Raw genomic sequence first — 529 nt, 5'->3', positions numbered from 1 at the left:
ATGGTGAGGCCGCCCACGGCATTGCCGCCCGCCGGTCGATGATGTTCATGCGCGGCCCGCCTCAGCCCGCTTGCTTGACGCGCATGTACCACTCGACCAGCCGGCGGACCTGCCGCTCGGTATAGCCGCGCTCGACCATGCGCATCACGAATTCCTCGTGCTTCTTCTCGGTCTCGCCGTCCTTCTTCGAACCGAAGCTGATGATCGGCAGCAAGTCTTCGACCTGGCTGAACATGCGACGTTCGATCACTTCGCGGATCTTCTCGTACGACGTCCAGGACGGGTTCTTGCCGCCATGGCCGGCGCGGGCGCGCAGCGTGAACTTCACCACCTCGTTGCGGAAATCCTTCGGGTTGCTGATGCCGGCTGGCTTCTCGATCTTTTCCAGCTCCTCGTTGAGCGCCACGCGGTTGAGGATTTCGCCGGTCTCCGGATCGCGGTATTCCTGATCCTGAATCCAGAAGTCGGCGTACAGCACGTAGCGATCGAAGATGTTCTGCCCGTACTCGCTGTACGACTCGAGGTAGGC

At 61.8% G+C, this 529-nt stretch carries 1 pseudogene; it reads right to left on the bottom strand.

The window, feature by feature from the left end:
* Positions 1-61: 61 nt before the first annotated feature.
* Positions 62-529: pseudogene (locus tag Q7C21_RS22950) on the bottom strand (PrkA family serine protein kinase); the annotation flags it as partial.

Origin of the sequence: Pantoea sp. ANP04, assembly GCF_041982285.1 — a bacterium.
Classification (GTDB): domain Bacteria; phylum Pseudomonadota; class Gammaproteobacteria; order Enterobacterales; family Enterobacteriaceae; genus Pantoea; species Pantoea eucalypti.
Note: the sequence above shows the minus strand (reverse complement) of the source record. Positions and strands in the feature narration are given on the sequence as shown.